This is a genomic window from Massilia sp. PAMC28688 (assembly GCF_019443445.1).
Classification (GTDB): Bacteria; Pseudomonadota; Gammaproteobacteria; order Burkholderiales; family Burkholderiaceae_D; genus Telluria_A.
Genome location: NZ_CP080378.1, coordinates 3,823,520 through 3,844,074, shown reverse-complemented (window position 1 = coordinate 3,844,074; position 20,555 = coordinate 3,823,520). Strand labels below are relative to the sequence as shown.

Here is a 20,555-nt window from a genome sequence, read left to right as displayed (position 1 = left end):
TAGACTGCACAAGCAGACTTAAGGATAGCATTTTTGTTGCTGCAGAGCGAACAAAGCGCCGGTGAAATCACGTGAATCCGTTCAAACACGCAACGCCCGGCTGCCTTGCGTTGCCAGATAGCCAAGGACCATGCCAGGCAGATCGGTCAGCGCGCCAATTTCGTGCACCCCGCCCACGGCGATGGCTTCGCGCGGCATGCCAAACACGACGCACGAGGCTTCATCCTGGGCGAAGTTGTAGGCCCCGGCCTGCTTCATGTCGAGCATGCCGGCCGCCCCATCCTTGCCCATGCCGGTCAGGATCACGCCCACGGCATTCTTGCCTGCCGCCTGGGCCGCGGAGCGAAACAGCACGTCCACCGCCGGGCGGTGCCGGTTGACCGGTTCGCTCTGTTCGATCCGGGTCACATAGTTGGCGCCGGAACGGCCCAGCAGCAGGTGCGAGTGGCCCGGCGCAATGTAGGCATGCCCGGGCAGCACGCGCTCCTCGCCGGCCGCTTCGCGCACGCTGATCTTGCACAGCGAATCGAGGCGGCGCGCGAACGAGGTGGTGAAGCCTTCCGGCATGTGCTGGGCGATCAGGATGCCGGGGCAGTCCGACGGCATCTGCATGAGAAACTCGCGGATCGCTTCGGTGCCGCCGGTCGAGGCGCCAATGATGATCAGCTTTTCCGACGAGGTCAGGGGATTGCGCAGCTGCGGCAGCGCGCTGGCCACATGCTGTCCGCTGGCGATGGTGCGCGGCTTGATGCGCGCCTTGGACGCGGCGCGGATCTTGTCGGCGATCAGGTCGGCGTATTCGCGCATGCCGCTCTGGATCGATATCTTGGGCTTGGTGACGAATTCCACGGCCCCCAGTTCCAGCGCGCGCATGGTGATTTCCGAGCCGCGCTCGGTCAGCGAGGACACCATCACCACCGGCATGGGCCGCAGGCGCATGAGCTTTTCGAGAAAATCCAGGCCATCCATCTTGGGCATCTCGACGTCAAGCGTGAGCACGTCCGGGTTGGTCTGCTTGATCAGCTCGCGCGCCACCAGCGGGTCGGGCGCCACGCCCACCACTTCCATGTCCGGCTGGCGCGAAATGATCTCGTTCATGACGCTGCGAATGAGCGCCGAATCGTCCACGATCAGTACCTTGATAGTCATCTTCAGTCTTTCAGAACAGGTCGATCGCGCCGCCCACCGGCTCGACCTTGAGGCGGCTGGCGTAATCGAGTTCGCGCCGCGCCAGCGTGTCGTTGTGGGCCTGCATGAGCTTTTTGACCAGCACCTTGCCGGTGCGCGGGAAAAAATACACCTTGCGCGGATGGACATCGTTCAGGTCTTCGGCCATCACGCGGATCTTTTCAGTCTTCAGGTAATTCATCACAAACGCCGCATTGCGCTCGCCAACGTTGATGGCGGTGAAGCCGCGCAGCACGGCGCCGCCGCCAAATACCTTCGCTTCCATGTTCTCGCGCCGGGCGCCTGACTTGAGCAGGTCGTTGATCAGCACTTCCATGGCAAAGGTCCCGTAGCGCATCGAGGCCGACACCGGACTGTTGGTGTCGTTGCCGCCATCGGGCAGCATGAAATGGTTCATGCCGCCCAGGCCCGTGACGCGGTCGCGGATGCAGGCCGACACGCAGGAACCGAGCACCGTCACGATCAGCATGTCCTTGGCCGTGTAGTAGTACTCGCCCGGCAGGATCTTGGCCGCGTCGCAGTCAAAGGTGCGGTCGTAATAGATGTTGGTGGCGAAGTGTTCTTTAGCGTCGAGAGCCATGGTCGATCCTTTCACTGCCTGTCGCGCGGCACACGGCGCGGATCGAGTTCGTACACTGTCTTGCCACGCAATTTGAGCGCGTCGGACACGTACAGGAAGTTCTCGGAGTGGCCCGCAAACAGCAGGGCATCAGGCTTCATCAGCGGCACAAAGCGCGACAGGATCTTGCGCTGGGTGGCCTTGTCGAAATAGATCATCACGTTGCGGCAAAAGATGACGTCGAAAGGGCCCGTCAGCGGCCATTTGTCGGCCAGCAGGTTCAGGTGCTTGAAGGTGACGAGCTGGCGCAGTTCCGGGCGCACCCGCACCATGCCTTCCTGCTCGCCCTTGCCGCGCAAGAAAAAACGGCGCGCCCGTTCGGGCGCCATCTTGTCGATGCGGTCGATGGCGTACACGCCGCGCTCGCCCACCGCCAGCACATTGGTGTCGATGTCGGTGGCAATGATCTCCACTTTGGGCGTGAGGGTGTTGAACGCTTCGCACACCGTCATGGCGATCGAATACGGCTCTTCGCCCGTCGAACTGGCCGAGCACCAGATGGTGAGCGGCTCGTCGCGCCTGGCGCGCACATGCTCGGCCAGCAGGGGAAAATGATGGGCCTCGCGAAAGAACGAGGTCAGGTTGGTGGTCAGGGCGTTGGTGAACGACTCCCATTCTTCGCCCAGGCGCCCGCCTTCGAGTTCGTTGAGGTAGCGCTCGAAGCTGGCAATCCCGGTGGCGCGCAGACGCCGCGCCAGGCGGCTGTAGACCATTTCCTGCTTGCTGTCAGCCAGAGAGATGCCGGCGCGCTGGTAAATCAGCACGCGCACGCGTTCGAAGTCACCCCGGGTGAAGTCGAATTCCTTGACCGTTTCAGATTTCAATTGCGGGTACCTTGTTGTGTTGATCGAGCGTGGCCCGGGGCCACAGCGCTGCCTGCCCTGCAGCGCCGGGCCGTGGCCGGGCCGGAGCCAGGTAAAACACTGGTCAGAACTCTTCCCAGTCGTCCGCCGGTGCTGCCGCTGCCAGCTTCTTGGGGCGGGCGGTGGCAGGAGCCGGCGGCGCCGACGGCGCCGGCCCGGCCTGGGCCACCCTGCGCGCACGCGCGGGCGGACGCACCGGCGCCGTCGCGGCAGGCCGCACCGGCGCTGCCTGGCGCTGTTCATCGCCATTTAACTTGAAAATGCTCACGGCAGTCGCCAGCTTGCCGGACTGCTCCTGCATGCTCTCGGCGGCAGCGGCGGCCTGCTCCACCAGCGCGGCGTTTTGCTGGGTCATTTCGTCCATCTGGGTGATGGCACGGTTGACTTCTTCAATGCCGTTGCTCTGCTCCTGGGTGGCGGCCGTGATTTCGCCCATGATGTCGGCCACCTGGCGGATCGAGGTGACAATCAGGTCCATGGTCTGGCCGGCTTCGTCCACCAGCTTGCTGCCGGCATCAACCTTGTCGACCGAGTCGCCGATCAGGGCCTTGATTTCCTTGGCCGCGCCGGCCGAGCGCTGCGCCAGGCTGCGCACTTCGGAGGCCACCACCGCGAAGCCGCGGCCCTGCTCCCCGGCGCGCGCCGCTTCCACCGCCGCGTTCAGGGCCAGGATATTGGTCTGGAAGGCAATGCCGTCAATGACGCCGATAATGTCGACAATCTTGCGCGAGCTTTCCTTGATCGAGCCCATGGTGTCGACCACTTCGGCCACCACCGAGCCGCCCTTTTCCGCCACCGAGGAGGCCGACACGGCCAGCTGATTGGCCTGGCGCGCATTGTCGGCATTCTGCTTGACGGTGCTGGTCAGCTCTTCCATTGAACTGGCCGTTTCTTCCAGCGAACTGGCCTGGGTCTCGGTACGGGCCGACAGGTCGGCGTTGCCGGAGGCGATTTCCTGCGAGGCAGTGGTGATCAGGTCGGTCCCGGTGCGCACCTCGCCCACGGTGCGCGACAGGCTCTCGTTCATGTCCTTGAGCGCCTGCAGCAGTTCGCTCGTCTCATCCCTGCCCTGTACCTGGACCTGGGACGTCAGTTCGCCCGAGGCCACTTTCTTGGCCACCTTCACCGCGCCATGCAGGGGGGCGACAATGGTGCGGGTGATGACCAGCGCCAGCACCACGCCCAGGACCACGGCGGCCAGGCCGAGGGCATACAGCACGCTCTGGAGCTGGCGGTCGGCGCGCACCGATTCGGCCAGCGTGGCGCGGGTGGCGCTGTCGGCCAGCTGCTCGAGCCGGTTCAGATGGGCCAGCGCCTGGCTGTTGAGCGGGTCGATGCGGCTAGAGATGATCTTGGTCGCGCCTTCGGTATTGAAGGCCAGTACCTGGGCACTGGCTTCCTGGAAGGCGGTGTCGAGCTGGCGGTCGACGGCGGCGATATCGGCCAGCACCTTTTTCTCGTTCTCGTCGAGCGGCATGGCCTGCAGCCTGGAGCGCGCTTCTGCGTAGCGGCGGGCCTGGGCCTTGACCTTGTCCTGTTCCTTCTGCATCAGCTCCATGTCCGACTGCAAGCCGATGTTGCGCATGGCGATCCCGCTCTCGAGCATCGCGCTTTTCATGGCGCCCACCTGCTGGTTCTGGACCGTCGCTTCGTTCAGGCGCTCGAGCAGATTGCTCTTGTTCCGGGAATTGAGGACGTTGGTCAGCACCACCATCGCCACCAGGATCAATAGGATGCTGCCAAAGCCGATGGCCAGCCGGGTGCCGATCTTAAAGTTGCGCAAGTTCATGTTTTCTCCTGCTTCGCCTGCCGCCCCGTTCAGGCAGCGATCTTGTCGATCAGGCCCATTTCGCCTGAGGACATCAGTTTGTCGATATCAATCAGGATGAGCATGCGCTCATCGACCGTGCCCAGTCCCACCAGATAGTCGGAATTGAAGGCGGTTCCCATTTCCGGGGCCGGCTTGACCTGGTCGGGCGTGAGCGTGGTCACGTCCGAGACGCTGTCGACCACCATGCCCATGATGCGGCCACCGATGTTCAGGATGATCACAACCGTGAACTGGTCGTACACGGGCGTGCCCAGCTTGAACTTGATGCGCATGTCTACCACGGGAATGATGATGCCGCGCAGGTTGATCACGCCCTTGATGAATTCCGGGGCGTTGGCAATGCGGGTCACGGCTTCGTAACCGCGGATTTCCTGCACCTTGAGAATATCGATCCCGTACTCTTCCGAGCCGAGCGTAAAGGCCAGAAATTCGCTGCCGGCGCCTTCTTTGGCGTCACCGGACTTGGACGATTGCATGGTCATGGACATGATGAAATCCTATTCAATAATGAGTGAAGTGTTGCGTAATACCTGGGAGCTAGGGTAAGGAAACGGCGTCGTCGGCCAGCTGGCGCGACGAGCGCATGAGGGCCGACACATCGAGGATCAGCGACACGCCGCCGTCGCCGAGGATGGTGGCGCCGGAAATGCCGGTCACCTTGCGGTAATTCGATTCGAGGTTCTTGACCACCACCTGCTGCTGCCCCACCAGTTCATCGATGAACAGGCCGCACTTGCGCCCGTCCGACTCGAGGATGACGACAATGCCGTCGCAGGGATTGGTGTGGCGCGGCACGATGCCAAACATCTGGTGCAGCGGCACCAGCGGCAGGTAGTCGCCGCGCACCTTGATCACGCGGCCGCGGCCGGCGACTTCCTTGATGTCTTCTGGCGCCGGCTGCAGCGATTCGACCACGAAGCCGAGCGGCAGGATGTAGATTTCATCGCCGCAGCGGATCGACATGCCATCGAGGATGGCCAGGGTGAGCGGCAGCGAGATGGAAATGGTGGTGCCAAAGCCCTTGGCCGAGCGGATTTCCACCGACCCGCCCATGGCCGTGATATTGCGCTTGACCACATCCATGCCGACCCCGCGCCCGGAGACATCGGTCACGGTTTCCGCGGTCGAAAAGCCGGGCGCGAAAATGAGCTGCCATACTTCGCTGTCGCTCATGGTGTCGGCCACCGGCAAGCCGTTCTGGGCCGCCTTGGCCAGAATCCGCTCGCGGTTCAGGCCAGCGCCGTCGTCCGATACTTCAATGACGATATTGCCACCCTGATGGCCGGCCGACAGGAACAGGCGCCCGGCCTCGGTCTTGCCGGCGGCCACGCGGGCGTTCGGCAGCTCGATGCCATGGTCGATACTGTTGCGTACCAGGTGGGTCAGCGGGTCGACGATGCGTTCGATCAGGCCCTTGTCCAGTTCCGTGGCCGCGCCGTGGGTGATGAAGTCAACCTTCTTGCCAAGCTTGGTCGCCAGGTCGCGCACCATGCGCGGAAAGCGCGAGAATACAAAATCCATCGGCATCATGCGGATCGACATGACCGCTTCCTGCAGATCGCGCGTATTTCTGGTCAGCTGGCTCACGCTGGCCAGCAGCCGCTCGTGCACCATCGGGTCAAGCCCGTCGCTGCGCTGCTCGATCATGGCCTGGGTGATCACCAGTTCGCCAATCAGGTTGATCAGCTGGTCGACCTTTTCAATCGACACCCGGATCGAGGACGATTCGGCATTGGCGGCGGCCTTGTCATCCTTCTTGCCGCCCTTCCTGTCAAGCAGCGGCTCGTTCATTTCCAGCGGCTCGATGCGCGGCGCGGCGGCAGCCGGGCGGGGGTCGGCCGGCGCCGCATCGACGATGCCGGCGGCGGCGCGGATCATCTCGATCGGCTGGAAGAAGCCGTAGCCGCGGTCCTCGTCGCTCGGTTCGGGCGAGAGCGCTTCGTCGACGGCGTCGAAAAAGCCATACCCCTGCTCGTTCTCCACCTTGGCGCGGGCCTGGTCTTCGATGGCCCGCTGTTCGGGCGTGAGCGCGGGGGCCTCGAACATTTTCAGGTCGGCCGGGTCGAGCACGAACGAGCAGATGGCCACGATGTCGTCGAGCGACTCGTGGGTGGTGACGATGATGGCGTGGCGCTCGCCGCCCATGGGCACCAGCGACACGCGCCCCAGCAGGCCCAGTTCGGCCACCAGGGCATTGATGTCGCGCTGCGGCAGCGGCGGCAGTTCGACCCGGTAGCGCCGTCCGCCCGGGCCCACGCTGGCGCGCGGGGCAGCCTGCACGAACGATGGCGCCGGCGCTGCCACCGGCACCACGTCCTGCGACAGCTCCTGCAGCATCATGCGCACGTTGGCAACGGCATCCTGGTCCACGGGGGCGCCGTTGCGGTGGCCGTCGAGCTGCATCTTGAGAATGTCCTTGGCCGCCAGGAAGGCATCGACGTGTTCGCCGGTGAGCGCCATCTCCCCCTTGCGGATGCGGTCGAGCAGCGACTCGAGCACGTGGGTGACGTCGCTCATGTCGGTCAGGCCGAAGGTGGAGGCGCCGCCCTTGACCGAATGCGCGGTGCGAAACACGGCGTTCAAGTCTTCGGCGTCGGGGGCGCTCACATCGACCGCCAGCAGCAGCCGCTCCATTTCAGCCAGCAGCTCTTCGGCTTCATCGAAGAAGACCTGAAAGAACTGGCTAATATCGATCGTCATGATGGGGCTCCGTCAATTTCTCGATGCATCTCGTGCTCCCGGCACTTAGCCGATGACCTTCTTGACCACTTCGATCAGGCGCTGCGGGTCGAAAGGCTTGACCAGCCAGCCGTTGGCGCCGGCCGCCCGGCCCTTGTTCTTCATTTCGTCGGACGACTCGGTGGTGAGCATCAGGATCGGGGTCTTTTCATAGGTCGGCAGCGTGCGCAGATGCTTGATCAGCGTCAGGCCGTCCATGCGCGGCATGTTCTGGTCGGTGAGCACCAGGTCGACCGACTGCAGCTTTGCCTTTTCCAGGCCATCCTGGCCGTCGACCGCTTCCACCACCAGATATCCGGCGGCCTTGAGGCTGAAGGCGACCATCTGGCGCAAGGAACTGGAATCGTCGACTGCGAGTATTGTTTTAGCCATCATTGCTCCTGCTTGGGGTAGTTCCGGGCACATGCCCTTGTTAATAAGTGGACTGACGCTGCGACCATGGGCGCCGTCAGAACAGTTCGATGTCGCCGCTTTCCATGTGCTGCTGGGTCACTGCCTTGCGCAGCACGCTGCGCAGTTCGAGCGACTGGATCGCCAGCGCCATGCTGACTTTGCCCAGCAGCTCCACGATTTCCTCGCTGTCGCTCTCGGGAGCCACCGCAGCGCCATGGGCGCCGAGGGTACCGAGAAAGGCGCGCAGGCCGGTCACGCGCTTGATGGTGCGGTCGATCAGCTGGCTCGTCATGTCCTGGAACTGCATGCTCGTGATGGCCGTGTTCACGTGCGCGCCCACTTCGCCCGCCATGGCGCCCAGGTGCGCACATTGCTGCGCGCTGGGCGTGCCGCCGGCCAGCAGCAGGTCGATCGCTTCCTGGCGTTCGCCGACGGCGGCATGGATGGCCATGAAGCTGGTGGTGAGCTTGTCGATGGCTTCCTCGAGCAGCAGCTCGGTCTGTACCAGGTCGGTCTCGACCTCGGTCAGATGGCGCTTGCCGTGGTCCGAGACGCCCGACAGCAGGCGCTTGACATGCGAACCGAGGATTTTTTTTCTGGTCATGCGGGTTCTCCAATAAGCGCCGTTCAGGGCTGCGCCTCTGGCGCGCCGGGCTTGCCCGGGGCCAGCGGCGCCAGCGCCTGGGCCGCGGCCGCCGGTTCGCCCGGCACGTCAAGCGAGGCGCCATCGCGCAGCACCGCTTCCTCGGTGCGCTTGTTCATCACGATAATGCTGATGCGGCGGTTGATGGCATTGAACGGGTCCTTGCGGTCCAGGTGCGCGGCCGATGCCAGACCGACCACGCGCAGGATCTTGGCGTCGCTCATGCCGCCGATGACGAGCGCCCGGCGCGACGCGTTGGCGCGGTCGGCCGACAGTTCCCAGTTGCTGTAGCCGGTGTCGGTCATGTAGGGCGTTGAATCGGTATGGCCCGACAGGCCGACCCGGTTCGGCACTTCATTGAGCACCATCCCGATCACGTGCAAGATCTCGGCCGTGTAATCATTGAGCCTGGCGCTGCCGGTGGCGAACATGGGACGGTTCTGTTCATCGACAATCTGGATGCGCAAGCCTTCACTGGTGATATCGAGCAGCAGCTGCTTTTCATATTTGCGCAGCAGCGGGTTGGCCTGGATGGTCGCCTCGATCCTGGCCTTGAGTGCCTTCAGGCGGCCCGCTTCCTCGGCCTCGAGCAGGGCCTTGGCCGCCTTGAGGTCGTAGGTTTTCTTTTCCGGCGCCGTGTCGCCCTTTTTTACCTGGCCGTTGCGGCGCGACAGGTCCGCGCCGCCCCCCTGGATCACGGACGAACTGTCGCCGCTGCCCGAGCCGCCCGACATGGCCACCTTGAGCGGATTGTCGAAATATTCGGCGATGCCTTGCAAGTCACCCTTGCTGGTCGAGCCGAGCAGCCACATGAGCAGGAAGAAGGCCATCATGGCCGTGACGAAGTCGGCGTACGCGATCTTCCAGGCGCCGCCATGGTGGCCGCCGCCGCCCTTCTTGATGCGCTTGACGATAATCGGGCGCATTCCCTCATCGGACATAGGCACCCCGGCAGCGCATCGTGCGTGGATTGTTCATGGCTTGCACCTTCGCTCTTTTCTTGCGTGCTCGTTCTTGGTCTGGTACCGACTCGGCCTGGTTTAACCGGCCTTGCTTAACCTTATTTGGCCTTGGACTTCTTGATATGGTCTTCCAGCTCGGCGAAGGTTGGCCGCTCCGTCGAGTACAAGACCTTGCGTCCGAATTCCACCGCCAGCGCCGGCGCGTAGCCGTTCAGGCTGGCCAGCAGGGTCACCTTCACGCACTGGAACATCTTCGCTTCTTCTTCCAGCTTCTGTTCCAGCAGGTTGGCCAGCGGGCCGACAAAGCCATAGGCCAGCAAAATGCCGAGGAAGGTGCCCACCAGCGCCTTGGCGATCAGGATGCCCAGTTCGGCCGGGGGAATGCCCACCGATTCCATCGTGTGCACCACGCCCATCACCGCGGCCACGATGCCAAATGCCGGCAGGCCGTCGCCCAGCTTGGCGATCACGTGGGCCGGCACGGCGCCTTCGTGGTGGTGGGTCTCGATTTCATTGTCCATCAGGTTTTCGATCTGGAAGGCATCCATGTTCCCGGACACCATCAGGCGCAGGTAGTCGGTCATGAATTCGACGATGTGGTGGTCGGCTAGCACGCCCGGATACTTGGAAAACACGGGGCTGTCTTCGGGCTTTTCAATATCGCCTTCGATCGACATCAAGCCTTCCTTGCGCACCTTGGACAGGACGTCGAACAGCAGCGACATCATTTCCATGTACAGTTCCCGGGTGTGGCGCGAGCCCTTGAACAGCGAAGGCAAAGCCTTCATCGTTGCCTTGATTGCCTTGCCGTTGTTACCGACGAAAAATGCGCCCAGCGCCGCGCCGCCAATCATGAGCAATTCGATGGGCTGGAACAGCGTGGCCAGGTGGCCGCCGGCTAATGCGAAGCCGCCGAACACCGACACACACACGATGATGTATCCGACAATGACTAACAAAAGCGCTGACTCCCCAAGTGAAAACGGCCCGGTGCCCGATCAACATTTTCATACTGAAAACAAGGTATGCAAAATGCCAAAAGATCGGCAACGACGGGCGCAATTAATTTACGTACGGTAACTACAATAGCTTGCAAATGCGTGCCGGGCAAGGGAAAACGCCGGGTTTGTCGCCTAAAAGTGCCATACATAAAGCGATGGTCCCCGGCCCTTTGGCACAATGCTAAGATCCGGCGTTTTTTCCGTTATCAAGAATTCATAACTGGCCAATATGCTGCCTGTTTTCATTTCGCGCGCCGCCTTGTGCCACAGGGCGCTCATGGCTGCCGGCGACAGGTAGGCGAACACCAGATCGTATTGGCCAAAGTCCAATGCTTCATAATCGCCAAGCAGAAAACGGACCCGTTTTCCAGGCATGGCAAGCGCACGCAGGCGCGCGATCAGCCACGGCAGGGGTGCCAGTTCGATCCCGTCGACGCGGGCATCGGGGCGGCGGCGCGCCAGTTCCAGCACCAGCCCGCCGAGGCCGCTGCCAATGTCGATGGCGCGCACCGGGCGCCCAGCGGGCAAGAGCTGCGCCACCTCGTCCCACACGCGGCGCCCGGACGGGTAATACGGCACCTGGGTGCGGAAAGTGGACCAGTACACGACCAGCAGGAACAGGAACAGGCCAAGGAATACGGCCGGCGGGATGGCCAGGGTCAGTGCCTGCACCAGCGCCAGGGGAAACACCAGCTCGATGCCGATCCACCACACGGCCAGGCCGCGCCAGCGCGTGAGCGAAGCGGCAAGCCCCCCTTGCACGAGTGCCACCGTCACGTCGCCGACCGGCAGTCCCGCGCGCGCCAGCGCATACACGCACAGCAGGGTCAGCGGAAAGGCGGCGCACTGCAGCAGCAGCGCCTGCACGGCAGGGGCGCGCCAGATACGAAAAAGGGCAAGGCTCACGCCCTGCCCTCGCGCATGGGAACCGGGAGGCGCCTCACGCGTCGTTGCCCGCCGCGGCCGCATCGCGCGACTTCTTGGTCTTGCCGGCGCGGGAAGGCATGTGGCACAGGCCGCACAGGTAGTCGGCATTGAGGTCCATGCAATTGACCACGAACTTGCCCTGGCATTTCTTGCAAGTGGCCATGGCCAGCATCTTGCTGTGGAAAAAGCGCACCAGGGTCCAGGCGCGCGTGAGCGACAGGAGCGGCTCCTCGCCCGGCTCGGGCGGCATCTGTTCGAGGTACAGCTTGTAGGCTTTCATGACCGCTTCGATACCGGTGGCACCGGCATGGTCGACCAGGAATTTATGGATATTGATGAACAGTGAAGCATGGATATTGGGCTGCCACGTCAGGAACCAGTCGGTGGAAAACGGCAGCATGCCCTTGGGCGGCGAGGCGCCCTTGAGTTCCTTGTACAGCTTGATCAAGCGTTCGCGCGACAGGGACACTTCGGTTTCGAGCAGCTGGAGGCGGGCGCCAAGCTGGATCAGTTCGATCGCCAGCTGAATTTCCTGCGCTTCCGTCACCACACTTTTTTTGCTCATGAACGCGCTCTCCGTCGCTGGCGCTTCGTTAAGGATCGATGGCCCTGATTATGCACGCTGCCCCGCCAGGGACAACCTGAGCGATGTCCGTTTAAGCAATTTCTTCGACTGGCTGGCCAGCCATGAGGATGGCGGCGTGGGACTGGGCCAGCACCCGGTCCTTGTTGTAATTGGTCAGCATGGAGAGGATGGCGCCGTCGTCAAAGCGGAAGCGGGCCAGCATCATGTTGCCGCCGGCGAGCTTGAGGATCTGGGCATTGCTCATGTTTTCGATCAGGTCGGCAATTTCGGCGCCGATGCCAAGACGGAAAATCGCAGTGACCTTGTCAGCACGAATCATCTGTTGCGCAAGCATCAGGTAGCTGAGGTTGGCATCCCGAATTTCAGCCATCATATCGTTCGCAGTCATGTCCATCTCCTAGAATCCGTTAGTGTCGGCACCGTTCCGGACGCCGTGTCCTATTGCCGATGAGATACATTCTGGACCTGAGGCAACAAATCAGGAATAGGTCGCCGGCTGTATTTCAGGTACGAGTAAACGAGATAGCGCCGTAGGAGTTTGTCTGACAAACCCTGACGGATCATTGTCGCGCCCCTATGATAACAGGGCGGAATGAGCGATGATTTTCTGTAGGAACTACGCCGGCACGCACGGAAAAAATAGTGGCTTTTTCGTCGTCCTGTACCGGTTACGTCAAACTTTCGGAGAACTTGAGGGTAATTTCAAAATATTTTTGAAGCCCTTCTCCGCCTGTCTGAATCGGTAACGGTGCGGGTGGCGAAAACTTTAGGGCACTTTTCAAAAAAATTTAGAAAAAATTCGGGCGCGGACTGTGGGCGGCATTGCTTACAAAGCAGACATCATTTCAGACAGGGATTCGACCTGCACCCTGATGATGGCGCCTATCCTGTCACTGTCAGGTGAAAACTTGTTAAACTGCTGCCCTTCCCTCAAGTATTTGAGGCTTCAAGTATGTTAAGGCCCATGATGACCCGTAACGACTGTCTGGCGCGTGACGCCGACGACGCGCTTGCACCCCTGCGCCAGCTGTTTGCCCTGCCCGAGGGCGTCATCTACCTCGATGGCAACTCCCTGGGCGCGATGCCCCGTGCTGCCCTGCCGCGCGCCCAGCAAGTCATCGCCCAGGAGTGGGGCACGGACCTGATCCGCAGCTGGAACAGCGCCGGCTGGTTCGACATGCCCAAGCGGCTCGGTGACCGCCTCGCTCCCCTGCTGGGCGCACAAGCTGGGGAAGTGGTGGTGGGCGACACCACCTCGCTGAATCTGTTCAAGGCGCTGGCGGCGGCGCTGCACATGCAGGCGGCGGGCGAGCACGCTGGCCGGCGTGTGATCGTCACCGAGCGCAGCAACTTCCCGACCGACATCTACATGGCAGAGGGACTGGCCACATGGCTCGACCGCGGCTACACGGTGCGCCTGGTCGACTCGGTGGACGAGCTGACATCTGCCATTAACAGCGAGACCGCGCTGGTCATGCTCACCCATGTCAACTACCGCACCGGCTACCAGCATGACATGGCTGCCATGTCGGCCCACGCCCATGCCCAGGGTGCGCTGATAGTGTGGGACCTGGCCCATTCAGCCGGCGCCGTGCCGCTGGACCTGCATGCGGCCGGCGCCGACATGGCCGTTGGCTGCACATACAAGTATTTGAATGGCGGCCCCGGTGCGCCCGCGTTTATCTGGGTGCCTGCACGGCACCAGCATCGGTTTCACCAGCCGCTGTGGGGCTGGTGGAGTCACGCCACACCGTTTGCGATGGCGCCTCAGTACGCGCCGTGTGAGGGCATAGGGCGCGCCCAGTGCGGCACGCAGCCGGTGGTGTCGCTGGCGATGGTCGAGTGCGGGCTGGAGATATTCGAGAAGACCAGCATGCACGCCATTCGCGCCAAGTCGCTGGCCCTGACCGACCTATTCATCACGCTGGTGGAGGCGCGCTGCGGCGGCCATCCTCTGGCGCTGGTGACCCCGCGCGAGCATGCACGGCGCGGCAGCCAGGTCAGCTTCACCCACCCGCATGGCTACGCAGTGATGCGGGCGCTGATCGCACGCGGCGTGATTGGCGACTACCGCGAGCCGGCCATCATGCGTTTCGGCTTCACACCCCTGTACACCAGCTTTGCCGATGTATGGGACGCCGTGGAGATCCTCCAGCACATCCTCGACCACCAGGATTACGATGTGACCGCGCAGCGCAGCGCCGTTACTTGAAAGGCAAACCCATGTCCGACGAACAGAAGTGCCCAATGAGCTGGCACGGCGCCAAGATGGATTTCAGCGAGGCGATGAGCTATGGCGACTACCTGGGCCTGGAGCAGATCCTCAATGCCCAGCATCCGCGCTCGCCCAATCACAACGAGATGCTCTTTATCATCCAGCACCAGACCAGTGAACTGTGGCTCAAGCTGATGCTGCATGAAATGCAGGCCGTGCGCGTGAACCTGCGCGCGGGCGAGCTGCCCCCGGCTTTCAAGATGCTCGCGCGCGTGGCACGCATCATGGACCAGCTGGTGCATGCCTGGGACGTGCTGGCGACCATGACGCCGCCGGAGTACACGGCGATCCGACCGTTTCTGGGGGCGTCGTCGGGCTTCCAGTCGTATCAGTACCGCGAACTGGAATTCATCTTAGGGAATAAAAACCCTTCCCTGCTCACCGTTCACTCCACAGCTCCGGAAGCCCATGCGATTCTGGAGCGTGAACTCAATGCGCCGTCGGTGTATGACGAGGCAGTCATGCTGCTGTCACGCAGCGGCTTTGCGATTGCGCCGGAACGCCTCAATGGCGACTGGACACAGCCCACCCGCCACGACGAATCGGTTAAGGCCGCGTGGCTTGGCGTGTACCAGGACCCGACGCAGCACTGGGCATTGTACGAGCTGGCCGAAAAGCTGGTGGACCTGGAGACCGCCTTCCGCTTCTGGCGCTTCCGGCATGTGACGACCGTGGAGCGCATCATTGGCTTCAAGACCGGCACGGGTGGCACGGCGGGCGTGAGCTACCTGCGCAAGATGCTCGACGTGGTGTTGTTCCCGGAACTGTTCGCGTTACGCACAGCGCTGTAGCGCGGTCGCAGGGGCTGGCGCCGGGATCGTGATTGGGTTTGTATTGGGAACGGCGTCAGGACCAGCACCAGCCAGTATCGGTATCGGAATCGGTATCGGAATCAGTACCAGCACCAGGACCAGGACCAGAACCAGGACCAGGACCAGAACCAGAACCAGCACCAGCATCGGGATAGGCACCAGGACTAGAACTCGGACCCAGCCCGAGCCTGGCTTCCGGTCCCGCGTCATGACCAGCACCTTGAACAGGACCGGGACCAGGCTCCGGACCGGGACCAGATGTGGGACTGGCGATCGGCGCTGTCCTTGATTGCATCAATCCATTGAGGTAATTGCAATGGCGTCGGTCGCGCGGCCCGGCCCGGCCTGCGTGGGCATGCCAACCGCCGCCCCGGTTCCAGGTGAGGTCCGGCTGGTCCTTTCTTACGATGTCGTCCCGATACAGGAATGAACCCAGCCTGCCTGCGCGGGAATTGTTTTCCCATGGACCTCCCATGACCAGCATTCCAGAGCGCAGCGGCGACCCAGGCGCGGGAGTCATTTCGGAGCGCCGAGGTTGGACAGGGCTCTGGGCGGCCGTGCCGTGTGCCTGGCCGATGCGGTCTTCATGTTGGTCCAGCGGGCTGCTGCACGATTTTTTTTCGGTGCCGCAGAGACTGCTGCCCGGTTGATCCGGATTGGTGCAGCTGCTGCCATCTTCAGGAAAATCGGCATCCTCGAATACGGCCGCAGCTCCCAAATCGCCAGGGCCACTTTCATTGGCATCATGGCATTCTGATGCTGAAGTATCTAGTGTGCGCCCGCGCGATCCCAAGATGTGCTTCAAGTAATAGCTCGCAGCGTCCACGCCGCGCGGTCGGCGTCCCGTTGGCGTGCGACGCAGGAGATAGCGCCGCGTGTCCGCCAGATGCCAGCGAAAATCATCAGGACCGCGCAGCCAGAGCTCGCGCCAGGCATTGCGCACGGTGCCGGTAACGTGAAGCAGCAGCGCGCGCGGCGAATAGGACCTGCCCATGTACATCAGCCTGTCGCCGCGTACTTCGGCGTTGTAGGTCTGGCGCCGATAGTCGAAGCGCACCAGCGTACCGTTGGGGAGGAACAGGCTTTTCCACTGGTAGCCGCGCGCCGCTTCCTGGGCGGCGGGCGGGTCTTGGCAGCTGGCCCGTTCCAGCCATGCTTGCAGGGTTTCCTCGACCACTTCTGCCAGACTGCGGTTATCGCGACGCGCCTTTAGCATGCGCAACACCGCAGCGCGGGTGTTTGGTTCGATGTATAAGAGCTTGGGCTCAAACATGCTCGTCTCCCGTGAATATGAGGATGCGGGACTACCAGAACTACATGTTGGACCGGATGGTGGCGCAAGGGTTCCGCTGTACGAACAGGCTCAGCAGGAATCTCGCCGCACGAGCAAAAACGAGTCCAAGGACCTGCAGCATTTTGCCGATACCGCTGCTGCCAGTAAAAACTTGCAGAAGCGGGAACAAATTGCGGCAGGGAGATTAGGACGGCTCATCTGTAGCGAGCCATATGATGGCATCCGATTGTTATCGGCCAAATCTCATCAGCCACTTGTTTTCAGCCACTTGTTTTCAGCCACTTGTTTTCAGCCACTTGTTTTCAGCCGATTGTTTTCAGCCGATTGGTTCCCACTCAATTGCTTTCTTCGGCCATTGCTATTCAGCCGGATGTTCTCAGAAGATTCAAAGTCAATTTTCGCGGACTATGTTCCTGACCAATGTCCGCAACCGGTGTTCGCGGCCAGTAATCGCCGCAAGTGATCCCAACCAGTGATCGCAACCAGTGATCGCAAAGAGTATTCGCAAGTGTTCGCTGCCTGCGTTCGCAGCCCGTGTTCGCAGCGAGTATTGACAACCGGTTTCCAAGCCAATTTCGCGGCCAGTCTCGCAGCCAGTTGTTCGAGCCCGTTTATTGAGCCAATTGGTTGAGCCAATTCGTTGAGCCAATTATCCGAGCGGGCTGTGCTCGAGTCAGCTGTTCGCGGCAGCTGTTCCCAGCCAGTGGTTCGCAGCCAGTGGCAGCCAGTGGTTAGCGGCCAAACGCGGCCAGCAAGGCGTCCCCCGCCAGTTGCCCGCACCCCGCTACCGCCAGCAACTACTGCCTGTTCTGCCAGCTTCCCTTGCGCGTCATGGTGCCCCATGTTGATTCAGTCTGCGCAGCCCATTTGTACAGGCCCACCAGCCGCCACCAGCTATTGAGCTGGCGATAGCCAAAGTTTTCCAGCACCACGGCCACGCCAAGGCGCAGCAGATGGCGCCCGCTCGGATAAATATGAAACGACATCTCTTCGAGCAGCAACCCCGACACCGACAGCAAAATCCCCAGCCCGATGGCCACAAACAAAAAGAGCGCAAACGCATCCCACGACACCAGTCCAAACCAGACCGCGAACACCATGAAGATGTAGCCCCCCAGTTCCACGATGGGCCCCAGCCACTCGAACAGCACCATGAACGGAAACGCCACCCACCCCGGCACGCCGCCATTGCGGCTGAACATGAGCCCCCAGTTGGAGGTCAGGCTTTCCGACAGCCCGCGCTGCCAGCGCACCCGCTGCGCACGGAGCACGTGGCGGTCTTCCGGCGCCTCGGTCCAGCAAACCGGATCGGCCACGAACTCGATCTTGTAGGGCTGCTTCCTCGCGCGCAGCACGCGATGCATGCGCACCACCAGCTCCATATCCTCGCCAATGGTATTGGGCCGGTACCCGCCCAGCATGACCACCACGTCCTTGCGGAACAGGCCAAAGGCGCCGGAGATGATCAGCATCCCCGAAATGGCCGACCAGCCCAGGCGTCCGAACAGAAACGCGCGCAGGTACTCCACGACCTGGAACAGCGCCCAGGGATTGGACGGCAGGCCCACCTGGGTCAGGTAGCCGCCTGTCACCTGGCAGCCATTGGCAATGCGAATGGTACCGCCCGAGGCCACCATGGTACTGTCGTCCAGGAAGGGGCGCACCACGCGCTGGAGGCTGTCACGCTGCAGGATAGAATCGGCATCGACTCCGCAAAACAGCGGATAGCGCGACGCATTCACACCGGCGTTCAGCGCATCGGCCTTGCCGCCATTGTGCTTGTCGATCACGCGCAGATTGGGGTAATCGGCCGACTGGTACACCGCCTTGACCGCCTGCGTCGGAATCTGCACCCGCAGCGCTTCCGGGAACGCCTGCAGCGAAAATTCCGCCTTCAGTGCGTCAAGCGTGCCATCCCTGGAGCCATCGTTGATGACCACGATCTCGAATTCCGAATACGACAGCTGCAGCAGCGAACGCACCGAGGCGGCAATGGTCTCGGCCTCGTTATAAGCAGGTACCAGGATGCTGATCGGGATTTCAAGCGCCGAATAGGCCTGCGGCAGTTCGTCAAGCACCCGCCTGTGCTCACTGCGGCGCAGCGACAGGATCGACAGCAGATTAAGCGTCAGGTAGCCGCCATTCAGAACAATGAAATAAGCGAAGACAAACCAGGTAACGACATCGACGATGAGGCTGTTATTCATGCGGCCATCGCGCCTTCCGCCATGACCTGGCGCAGCATGTCGCCGGCAAAGCGGTCGGTCGCGGCCTGCGCCAATTGGCGCATGTCGTCCGGCTGCACAAACGGCAGGCCCGCAATCACCTGGGCACTTCGGTAGCGCACCCACCATTCACGGTCAGACAGCAGCTGCGTGAGCGCCGCCACATCTTCGCGCCTCCCGACCCGGCCCAGCGCCTTGGCCGCATGCATGCGCACGCGCCAGTCCTGGTGGCCCAGCATCGACAGCACCGGCTCGCGCGCGGCGGGTTCCGACACCATGCGCAGCACTGCAATCTGCACTTCCACCGACTCATGCGCCAGCAGCCGTTGCAGGTCCTTGCCCGGCACCGCGACGCGCAAGCCTTCCATTACCTGCAGCAGGCGCGGCAAAGCGCTGGCGTCGCAGCGCGCCAACAACGCATGCATGACCGACGCGCACTGTTCGCGCGCTCCCTGCAGCACCGTCACCACTTCGCGCACGGGCCATGCCGGGTTGTGCACCAGTCCCGGCGCCATCGATGCCGCTGCCAGCGCAGGATCGATCTGCACCAGCGCCAGCGAGGCGTGGACCGCCAGCAGCCGGTCGCTAGACAAGGCCGTTTCCTGCAGCCGCAGCCCGGCTCCCGCGCGGCCCAGGTGACCCAGCACCAGGATTGCCAGCAGGCGCTCGCCGCGATCGCCCCGCGCCAGCAGGCGCAGTGCGATCTGTTCGCAGCCCAAGTCCGTGGCCAGCCAGTTGAGCGCAGCGCGCGCCTCGCCGCGCAGGCTGGCCTGGAAGTGCAGCCATAGCTTGAAAAAATCGGCCTCCTCGGCGCGCTCCAGCCCGGGCAGATCGCGTGGACGTTCACCGGAGAGCACCGCATTGACCACGGGCCGCCAGCGTGCCACCACCTGCGCGCTGCGCCGCCGGCGCGACAGCAGGCGCAGGCGCAGGAGGGCAATCTGCAGTATCAGCAGCGCGATCAGGCCGGTCGCCGCCAGCCCGATCCACAGCGCAGCGCGCAGGAAGGGATCAGTATGTGTAAGCCAGGCCAATACTCAATCCTTTGCGGGTATACAGGCCGGCCTGGCGCGTGTAGCTGATGCCGTAGTTGGCCGACCAGGCCGGCGAGAGCACGTGGCGCCCGCCTATACCGAGCGATTCCACCTTTCCCAGCACCACGATGCCGCGCTCGATCGTGCTCGCTTCGCGGCCCGTCGCCAGGGTCAGGCTGACCGCGTCGCGGTCACCGTAGTACCACGCGCCCTGGAGCGCGTAACTGTGCGCGGTCACGCCGAAAACATGCGTCGGCAGCCAGGACACGGTCATGCCGTAGTCGCTGAAGTAGTGTTCCAGCGCCAGCGATGCCTGGTTGACGCGCGCTTCGGCGTAGCGCGTGGTCCGGGCCCCGCCGCGCACCAGCCAGGCCGGCCTGAATTCATACTGCAGGGCCGCGCCAACGGCATGGCGCGGCAGGATACGATGGGTCCCGCTGTAGGACGCGTCCACGCTGCCGGTGAACCGTTCACCCATGGGCCACACGGCGGTGCCGTTGACCTGGCGGTCCGACAGGCCAAAGCGGCGCGTACTGGCCACCCCCGCTTCCACCAGCTTGCGCCGCTCGAAGTCGCGCCGCACGCGCACCGAGCGCTCGCTCCAGTCCGATACACCGTCACCCAGGGTTTCACCGGAGAGGCCGACGCCCACGGTGGTACTGCCGCCGGTGCCGCGCCCCGGCTCGCCCGCCAGCGCGGACAAAGATAATGACAAGGCGGCGGCTGCCGCAAGAAAAGTTCGCATCATGCTGCTTTCAGATAGCGCCGTACACGCGCCATCAATTCATTGGGTTGAAAGGGCTTGACGATGTAGTCATTCGCACCCGCATCGAGCGCCCGCACGATGTCGGCTTCCATGGTCTTGGCAGTCAACATCACAATCGGCACCGCGCCCCAGCCTTCGCGCCGACGTATCAGCTTGACCAGTTCAAAGCCATCGATAAACGGCAGCATCACGTCGAGCAGGACCAGGCACGGCAATGCCGTTCCCGTTTCCACGAACGTGCGGGCCGTGTGGCCATCGGTGCGCAGGTGCACCTCGTAGCCCTGGCGCTCCATCAGGAACTTAAGCAGCTCGGCAATGTTCTCGTCGTCTTCAACGATGAGGATGGAACGCGTTCTGGCGGCGTCGGTCATGGGTGCAAAAGCTTAATGAAAAGCAC

21 protein-coding genes are annotated in these 20,555 nt (G+C 62.7%); 3 read left to right on the top strand and 18 right to left on the bottom strand.

Translation table 11 applies throughout. From position 1 onward, the window contains the following. Positions 1-81: 81 nt before the first annotated feature. The 13 genes from KY495_RS17310 to flhD form a co-directional block, all read right to left on the bottom strand. Positions 82-1,149: a chemotaxis response regulator protein-glutamate methylesterase gene (locus tag KY495_RS17310; protein ID WP_219880613.1), complete on the bottom strand. Its 1,068-nt coding sequence runs from the start codon at positions 1,147-1,149 to the stop codon at positions 82-84. Positions 1,150-1,159: 10 nt separating this feature from the next. After that, positions 1,160-1,768 carry a chemoreceptor glutamine deamidase CheD gene (gene cheD / locus KY495_RS17305; protein ID WP_219880612.1) on the bottom strand — a complete coding sequence of 203 codons (609 nt, stop codon included), beginning with the start codon at positions 1,766-1,768 and terminating at the stop codon, positions 1,160-1,162. A gap of 11 nt (positions 1,769-1,779) precedes the next feature. After that, on the bottom strand, positions 1,780-2,631 hold the full coding sequence (locus KY495_RS17300) for a CheR family methyltransferase (protein ID WP_229518344.1): 852 nt from the start codon (positions 2,629-2,631) through the stop codon (positions 1,780-1,782). Between the two features lie 103 nt (positions 2,632-2,734). Further along, positions 2,735-4,459, bottom strand: a complete 1,725-nt coding sequence (locus KY495_RS17295; RefSeq protein WP_219880611.1) for a methyl-accepting chemotaxis protein — start codon at positions 4,457-4,459, stop codon at positions 2,735-2,737. 29 nt (positions 4,460-4,488) lie between these two features. Next, positions 4,489-4,989, bottom strand: a complete 501-nt coding sequence (locus KY495_RS17290; RefSeq protein ID WP_219880610.1) for a chemotaxis protein CheW — start codon at positions 4,987-4,989, stop codon at positions 4,489-4,491. Between the two features lie 49 nt (positions 4,990-5,038). Next, on the bottom strand, positions 5,039-7,201 hold the full coding sequence (cheA, locus tag KY495_RS17285) for a chemotaxis protein CheA (protein ID WP_219880609.1): 2,163 nt from the start codon (positions 7,199-7,201) through the stop codon (positions 5,039-5,041). Positions 7,202-7,246: 45 nt separating this feature from the next. Then, the gene (locus KY495_RS17280; protein WP_219884298.1) at positions 7,247-7,612 is read right to left on the bottom strand and encodes a response regulator; all 366 of its coding nucleotides are present in this window, start codon (positions 7,610-7,612) and stop codon (positions 7,247-7,249) included. A 76-nt stretch (positions 7,613-7,688) separates the two neighbouring features. Continuing rightward, positions 7,689-8,237 carry a chemotaxis protein gene (locus tag KY495_RS17275; RefSeq protein WP_219880608.1) on the bottom strand — a complete coding sequence of 183 codons (549 nt, stop codon included), beginning with the start codon at positions 8,235-8,237 and terminating at the stop codon, positions 7,689-7,691. A 23-nt stretch (positions 8,238-8,260) separates the two neighbouring features. After that, a complete protein-coding gene (gene motB, locus KY495_RS17270; RefSeq protein WP_219880607.1) occupies positions 8,261-9,217 on the bottom strand; it encodes a flagellar motor protein MotB in 957 nt (318 codons plus the stop codon). Between the two features lie 119 nt (positions 9,218-9,336). Further along, a complete protein-coding gene (gene motA, locus KY495_RS17265; RefSeq protein ID WP_219880606.1) occupies positions 9,337-10,197 on the bottom strand; it encodes a flagellar motor stator protein MotA in 861 nt (286 codons plus the stop codon). 174 nt (positions 10,198-10,371) lie between these two features. Continuing rightward, complete coding sequence (locus KY495_RS17260; protein ID WP_229518343.1) at positions 10,372-11,145, bottom strand: trans-aconitate 2-methyltransferase; 774 nt, start codon at positions 11,143-11,145, stop codon at positions 10,372-10,374. Positions 11,146-11,179: 34 nt separating this feature from the next. Beyond that, entirely contained in the window at positions 11,180-11,731 is a 552-nt protein-coding gene (flhC, locus tag KY495_RS17255; RefSeq protein ID WP_219880604.1) for a flagellar transcriptional regulator FlhC, read from the bottom strand. Positions 11,732-11,822: 91 nt separating this feature from the next. Further along, entirely contained in the window at positions 11,823-12,140 is a 318-nt protein-coding gene (flhD, locus tag KY495_RS17250; protein ID WP_219880603.1) for a flagellar transcriptional regulator FlhD, read from the bottom strand. Between the two features lie 576 nt (positions 12,141-12,716). On the opposite strand from flhD, the gene kynU reads away from it, so the two are divergent. Both kynU and kynA read left to right on the top strand, forming a co-directional pair. Continuing rightward, the gene (kynU, locus tag KY495_RS17245; protein WP_219880602.1) at positions 12,717-13,964 is read left to right on the top strand and encodes a kynureninase; all 1,248 of its coding nucleotides are present in this window, start codon (positions 12,717-12,719) and stop codon (positions 13,962-13,964) included. After that, positions 13,883-14,818 (top strand): tryptophan 2,3-dioxygenase, encoded by a 936-nt coding sequence (gene kynA / locus KY495_RS17240; protein WP_374040961.1) that lies wholly within the window; start codon positions 13,883-13,885, stop codon positions 14,816-14,818. The genes kynU and kynA overlap by 82 nt, the downstream gene beginning before the upstream one ends. Positions 14,819-14,873: 55 nt before the next feature. Here kynA and KY495_RS17235 read toward each other — a convergent pair whose 3' ends face one another. After that, complete coding sequence (locus tag KY495_RS17235) at positions 14,874-16,112, bottom strand: hypothetical protein (RefSeq protein WP_219880600.1); 1,239 nt, start codon at positions 16,110-16,112, stop codon at positions 14,874-14,876. Here KY495_RS17235 and KY495_RS17230 point away from each other — a divergent pair. Further along, positions 16,111-16,596, top strand: a complete 486-nt coding sequence (locus KY495_RS17230) for a hypothetical protein (protein WP_219880599.1) — start codon at positions 16,111-16,113, stop codon at positions 16,594-16,596. The genes KY495_RS17235 and KY495_RS17230 overlap by 2 nt on opposite strands. Before the next feature lie 334 nt (positions 16,597-16,930). On the opposite strand, the gene KY495_RS17225 is transcribed toward KY495_RS17230, so the two are convergent. Genes KY495_RS17225 through KY495_RS17210 form a run of 4 tightly spaced genes read right to left on the bottom strand, consistent with a single transcriptional unit; the run spans position 16,931 to position 20,529 of the window. Continuing rightward, positions 16,931-18,340 (bottom strand): glycosyltransferase family 2 protein, encoded by a 1,410-nt coding sequence (locus KY495_RS17225; protein WP_219880598.1) that lies wholly within the window; start codon positions 18,338-18,340, stop codon positions 16,931-16,933. Further along, positions 18,337-19,392: a HEAT repeat domain-containing protein gene (locus tag KY495_RS17220; RefSeq protein WP_219880597.1), complete on the bottom strand. Its 1,056-nt coding sequence runs from the start codon at positions 19,390-19,392 to the stop codon at positions 18,337-18,339. Before KY495_RS17220 ends, KY495_RS17225 begins: the two co-directional genes overlap by 4 nt. Then, entirely contained in the window at positions 19,370-20,140 is a 771-nt protein-coding gene (locus KY495_RS17215) for a YaiO family outer membrane beta-barrel protein (protein ID WP_219880596.1), read from the bottom strand. Before KY495_RS17215 ends, KY495_RS17220 begins: the two co-directional genes overlap by 23 nt. Next, a complete protein-coding gene (locus KY495_RS17210) occupies positions 20,137-20,529 on the bottom strand; it encodes a response regulator transcription factor (protein ID WP_219880595.1) in 393 nt (130 codons plus the stop codon). The genes KY495_RS17215 and KY495_RS17210 overlap by 4 nt, the downstream gene beginning before the upstream one ends. Positions 20,530-20,555: the final 26 nt, after the last annotated feature.

Excerpts from the sequence above, each read along its gene's own strand:
- motB (WP_219880607.1), bottom strand. The coding sequence starts at position 9,217 with ATGTCCGATGAGGGAATGCGCCCGATTATCGTCAAGCGCATCAAGAAG.
- KY495_RS17275 (WP_219880608.1), bottom strand. The coding sequence starts at position 8,237 with ATGACCAGAAAAAAAATCCTCGGTTCGCATGTCAAGCGCCTGCTGTCG.
- KY495_RS17230 (WP_219880599.1), top strand. The coding sequence starts at position 16,111 with ATGCTCGTCTCCCGTGAATATGAGGATGCGGGACTACCAGAACTACAT.
- KY495_RS17310 (WP_219880613.1), bottom strand. The coding sequence starts at position 1,149 with ATGACTATCAAGGTACTGATCGTGGACGATTCGGCGCTCATTCGCAGC.
- flhC (WP_219880604.1), bottom strand. The coding sequence starts at position 11,731 with ATGAGCAAAAAAAGTGTGGTGACGGAAGCGCAGGAAATTCAGCTGGCG.
- KY495_RS17225 (WP_219880598.1), bottom strand. The coding sequence starts at position 18,340 with ATGAATAACAGCCTCATCGTCGATGTCGTTACCTGGTTTGTCTTCGCT.
- KY495_RS17290 (WP_219880610.1), bottom strand. The coding sequence starts at position 4,989 with ATGTCCATGACCATGCAATCGTCCAAGTCCGGTGACGCCAAAGAAGGC.
- flhD (WP_219880603.1), bottom strand. The coding sequence starts at position 12,140 with ATGACTGCGAACGATATGATGGCTGAAATTCGGGATGCCAACCTCAGC.
- KY495_RS17295 (WP_219880611.1), bottom strand. The coding sequence starts at position 4,459 with ATGAACTTGCGCAACTTTAAGATCGGCACCCGGCTGGCCATCGGCTTT.
- KY495_RS17235 (WP_219880600.1), bottom strand. The coding sequence starts at position 16,112 with ATGTTTGAGCCCAAGCTCTTATACATCGAACCAAACACCCGCGCTGCG.
- kynU (WP_219880602.1), top strand. The coding sequence starts at position 12,717 with ATGATGACCCGTAACGACTGTCTGGCGCGTGACGCCGACGACGCGCTT.
- KY495_RS17215 (WP_219880596.1), bottom strand. The coding sequence starts at position 20,140 with ATGATGCGAACTTTTCTTGCGGCAGCCGCCGCCTTGTCATTATCTTTG.
- KY495_RS17280 (WP_219884298.1), bottom strand. The coding sequence starts at position 7,612 with ATGGCTAAAACAATACTCGCAGTCGACGATTCCAGTTCCTTGCGCCAG.
- kynA (WP_374040961.1), top strand. The coding sequence starts at position 13,883 with ATGGGACGCCGTGGAGATCCTCCAGCACATCCTCGACCACCAGGATTA.
- cheD (WP_219880612.1), bottom strand. The coding sequence starts at position 1,768 with ATGGCTCTCGACGCTAAAGAACACTTCGCCACCAACATCTATTACGAC.
- cheA (WP_219880609.1), bottom strand. The coding sequence starts at position 7,201 with ATGACGATCGATATTAGCCAGTTCTTTCAGGTCTTCTTCGATGAAGCC.
- KY495_RS17210 (WP_219880595.1), bottom strand. The coding sequence starts at position 20,529 with ATGACCGACGCCGCCAGAACGCGTTCCATCCTCATCGTTGAAGACGAC.